3 protein-coding genes are annotated in these 4463 nt (G+C 52.7%); 2 read left to right on the top strand and 1 reads right to left on the bottom strand.

Annotation, left to right across the window (positions count from 1 at the left end; genetic code table 11):
- Together Q0294_RS03880 and Q0294_RS03875 are read left to right on the top strand one after the other, a co-directional pair.
- The coding region (locus Q0294_RS03880; RefSeq protein WP_299461115.1) for a DUF1553 domain-containing protein at nucleotides 1-1464 on the top strand (1464 nt) is incomplete at its 5' end.
- A 50-nt stretch (nucleotides 1465-1514) separates the two neighbouring features.
- The gene (locus Q0294_RS03875) at nucleotides 1515-2969 is read left to right on the top strand and encodes a DUF1501 domain-containing protein (RefSeq protein WP_299461113.1); all 1455 of its coding nucleotides are present in this window, start codon (nucleotides 1515-1517) and stop codon (nucleotides 2967-2969) included.
- Between the two features lie 81 nt (nucleotides 2970-3050).
- Here the strand turns inward: Q0294_RS03875 and Q0294_RS03870 are convergent.
- The coding region (locus Q0294_RS03870; RefSeq protein ID WP_299461111.1) for a DUF1501 domain-containing protein at nucleotides 3051-4463 on the bottom strand (1413 nt) is incomplete at its 5' end.

The following is a 4463-nucleotide window of genomic DNA, read 5'->3' as shown; positions in this document are numbered from 1 at the left end:
ATCTTCAAGGAAGCCTACGATGAACATGACTGGCTGAAATCACAAGGGCCACGCACGCTGCCGCATGTGACGCTGGAAGAACGCAGCCGGTACGAGGATCATGAGAAACAATTGACGGCGCAAGTGGCACAGATCAAACGCGAAATCAGTGAACTCACTGCAAAAACGCTGCAACAACAGCGCGAGAAGAAAATTCAAACCTTGCCGGAAGTGGATCGTGAACAGATTTTGATTGCGGTTTCCAGTGAAAAGTCGCAACATACCGCCGCGCAGACGGAACTGTTAAAAAAACACGAAAAGCTGTTGAACATTGCCCCGGAGGAACTGAAGCAGGTCGATCCACAGTATCAACAGAAGTCGGCTGAGTTACAAAATCAGATCAAAGCCCTCGAATCGAAACGGCGGCCGGAACCCCGCATTCGCGCACTGTGGTCGCGTGGCTCCCCTTCTCCGACCTATATTTTGAAGCGCGGCAACTATCTCACACCGGGACGCCCTGTCGAACCCGGAGTGCCCGCGGTGCTCACGAAGCATGCCAACCCTGTGGAGATCATCACACCAGGGAAAAATGAAAAACCGATCGGACGCCGTCTTGCCTTTGCCCAGTGGTTAACCCGGTCCGACAACCCTTTGACCGCGCGGGTGATGGTCAATCGCATCTGGCTGCATCATTTCGGAAGAGGCATCGTCAATACGCCGGGCAATTTTGGAAAGGCGGGCGAAAAACCCTCTCATCCGGAACTGCTGGACTGGCTCGCCACGGAGTTTGTCCGCCAGGACTGGAGCCTGAAAGTCCTGCATCGATTGATGGTGACTTCGAACACGTATCGACAGGATTCTTCCGTGACCGAAGACACATTGCAACAGGATCCCGATGGAAGTCTCCTGTCACGCATGCCGCTGAAGCGCATGGAAGGGGAAGTTCTCAGAGATACGTTGCTGTATCTTTCCGGTCAGTTAGATGAGACCCCGTTTGGACCTGCCGATCCCGTTGATGTGCGCCCCGATGGTCTGGTCACATCGAAACAATCGGAACGCGGCTGGCGGCGAAGTATTTATGTTCTTCAGCGTCGAACACAAATCCCCACGCTGCTGGAGAGTTTTGACTACCCGCAGATGGGTCCCAACTGCCTGCGACGGGGAGAGTCGCTTGTCGCACCGCAGGCGTTACATATGCTGAACGATCAAATGATTCATCAACTGGCGGTGCATTTTGCTTCTCGAATTCGCAGTGAAGCCGGAGCTGATCCGCTGGCTCAGGTCGTGCAGATATATCTGAAATCGTTTGGTCGTTACCCAACGGAAGAAGAGAAAAGTATCGCCGTTGACGTACTCAAACAACTGGCGAAACAATGGGAAGAGGCAAACCCGCAACAGAAAGCGCAAACGGACTCAAGTCAAAAGTCGCTGGAGAATTTTTGCCACGCGATCTTTAATCTGGCAGAGTTTCAATACATCGATTAACGAACACAGGAATTCCGCTTCCCGAAGCATTCAACATAAAGAGTCGTCGCATGAGACAGGATCATACCATTCATCAACAAATTCCGAGACGCAGTTTTTTCCAGCAGGTCTCCACAGGAATTCAGGGCGCCGCATTGACCTGGCTGCTACAGCAGGATTTGTATGCGAATTCAAAATCGCCCGCGCATCAGGCAACTCCCACTTTCGGGCCGCATCACACAGCACGTGCCAAATCGGTCATTCATTTATTCATGAATGGGGGACCGAGTCAGATGGATTTATTTGATCCCAAGCCACTGCTGGATAAGTTTCATGGCAAGCAGCACTTTGATCAGATCGCAGGGGAAGTGGAATTTCCCGAGCAGGCCGGCGCTTTGATGCGCAGCCCGTTCAAGTTTGCCCGACATGGGGAATCGGGAATGTGGCTCTCCGATGCCATGCCTCATCTGGCAACGCAGGTAGATGAAATCACCTTGATTCGTTCGATGTACACCACCAATTTGACGCACGAACCCGCGCTTTACAAAATTCAGTCTGGCAGCGAATTTACGGGGCACCCTGCGTTAGGAGCCTGGGCCTCTTATGGATTGGGAAGCGAAAATAAAAACCTGCCCGCGTATGTCGTTCTGGATGACCCGCTCGGCTTGCCTGTCAATGGAATTGAAAACTGGCAGTCCGGTTTTCTGCCCGCGCAACATCAGGGCACGCGATTCCGTGCAACGGGTTCTCCAGTGTTGAACCTCAAGCCCGGTTACGAGCAACCCGCAGCGGTTTCCCAACTCGAACGCGATTTGATCACGCGTCTGGATCAAATTCATCAGCGAAAACATGCGCATTATCATCAACTGGAAGCGCGTCTTTCGACTTATGCACTGGCTGCGCGAATGCAGATTGCGGCTTCCGATGCACTTGATCTTTCGCAGGAGACTGCGGAAACGCAAAAAATGTATGGCATCGATCAACCTGTCACCGAATCGTACGGCCGCCGCTGTCTGATCGCGCTCCGCCTCGTTGAGCGGGGCGTGCGTTTTGTGCAGTTATTTATTAACGGCCAGATCTGGGATACTCACAGCGCGATTGCGACAAACCTGAAAACGGCCTGCCAGCGGACCGACCAACCGGTGGCCGCGTTACTGAAAGATCTGAAACAACGCGGCTTACTGGATGAAACACTCGTGATGTGGGGCGGCGAGATGGGGCGGTTGCCGATTGCGCAACTTGCAGCTGATAAAGATGAACGCAAATCGGGCCGCGATCATAACAAGAACGCGCTCTGTACCTGGATGGCAGGAGGCGGCGTCAAGAAGGGCCTGACCTGGGGGGAGACTGACGAACTCGGTTTTGCCGCTGTCGAAAACCGCATCAGCGTACCCGACTGGCACACCACCATGCTGCATCTTTTGGGATTGAACCACGAAGAACTGTTCATTCCCCGAAATGGGCTAAACGAACGCCTGACCGGGGTAGGCAACAATCCCCGAGTCGTTGAGGAAATACTGGCGTAACAGCCAAATTGAAATCGTTTGTAAAAAACAACTTTGCCGATTCACGAATCACGTCAAACTTACGCGACGCGTTCTATCCGATCAGGCAATGATATCTTGAATCAGATCTCCGCCCAGGTCGGTGAGGCGATAATCGCGGCCGTTGAAGCGATAGGTCAGTTTCATATGATCAATGCCCATCAGATAGAGCAGTGTCGCATGCAGATCGTTCACACCCACGCGATTATGAACGGCTTTGTAACCGAAATCATCACTGGCGCCATATTGCACACCCCCTTTAATTCCGCCGCCTGCCATCCACATCGTGAATGCGTTCGGGTTATGATCGCGGCCTTGACTCCCCTGTGAATCGGAGGTTCTACCGAATTCACCGCCCCAGACTACAAGCGTTGAATCTAACAGGCCGCGTGCTTTCAGGTCGGCCAGGAGCGCACCAATCGGCTGATCGACCGATTTCGCAGCGATCCGATGATTGAGGCCAATATCACTGTGCCCGTCCCAGGGAACATCGGCGACCCCGCCGCCGCCGCCATTGGTGCCTGCATAAATCTGAATAAAGCGAACACCCCGTTCGACCATGCGACGTGCAGTGATACACTGTTTCGCGACCAGTTCTGTTTCTTTCTGGTCCACGCCGTACATTTTTTGAATGACCTCTGACTCATCCTGCACATCCAGCGCCTCAGGCGCTGCGGTCTGCATGCGATAGGCGAGTTCAAACGATTCCAGACGTGCTGCGAGATCGGCTTCGTGCGGCCTTAGTTCCTGATGTCTGGCATTCACCTGTTTCAATAAATCGAGCTGTTTACGCTGTTGCTGATCAGTCATCGTATTCAGACGAGACAAATTCGAAATCGGTACGGTGCTTCTGCCATCAATGGCAGTCGGCTGAAAGACCTTGGGTAAAAAACCGGGAGCCCAGATCGGATTTCCCCCACGGGGCATCGCACCATGCATGACTACAAAACCCGGCAGATTGGAATTTTCCGTCCCCAGTCCATAAGTCACCCAAGACCCCATGCAGGGTCTGCCCTGTAGAAACGCTCCCGAATTCATTTCCAGCATGGCGGGTGTGTGGTTATTCGAACGGGAAAAGCAGGAATAAATGAACGACATATCGTCGACGTGACTGGCAATGTTGGGAAAAATTTCAGAGACCCACGCTCCCGATTCGCCATGCTGCTTAAATTTGAAAGGCGATTTCAGCAACTTCCCGCTGGTGGTGAAAAACCCGGTTTTGGGGTCTGCACCTTCCAGCTTCTCCCCATCTTTTTTCTGCAGCATGGGTTTATAGTCAAAGGTATCCACCTGCGAAGGGCTACCAGGCATAAACAACCAGATAATCGATTTTGCTTTGGGCACAAAATGCGGTTGTTTGACCTGCAGATCCCCTTCGTCTGCTGCACCGGCTGAATTCAGCACACCCTGCTCTTTCAGTAAACCTGTTAACGCCAGGCTTCCGAATCCTAATCCCGCGTTTTTAAGAAAAGATCT

The sequence above is a fragment of the uncultured Gimesia sp. genome (assembly GCF_937919775.1).
Classification (GTDB): Bacteria; Planctomycetota; Planctomycetia; order Planctomycetales; family Planctomycetaceae; genus Gimesia.
Note: the sequence above shows the minus strand (reverse complement) of the source record. Positions and strands in the feature narration are given on the sequence as shown.

What these genes read in the sequence shown, in the direction of transcription:
- Q0294_RS03875 (WP_299461113.1), top strand. Translation starts at nt 1,515, where the DNA reads ATGAGACAGGATCATACCATTCATCAACAAATTCCGAGACGCAGTTTT.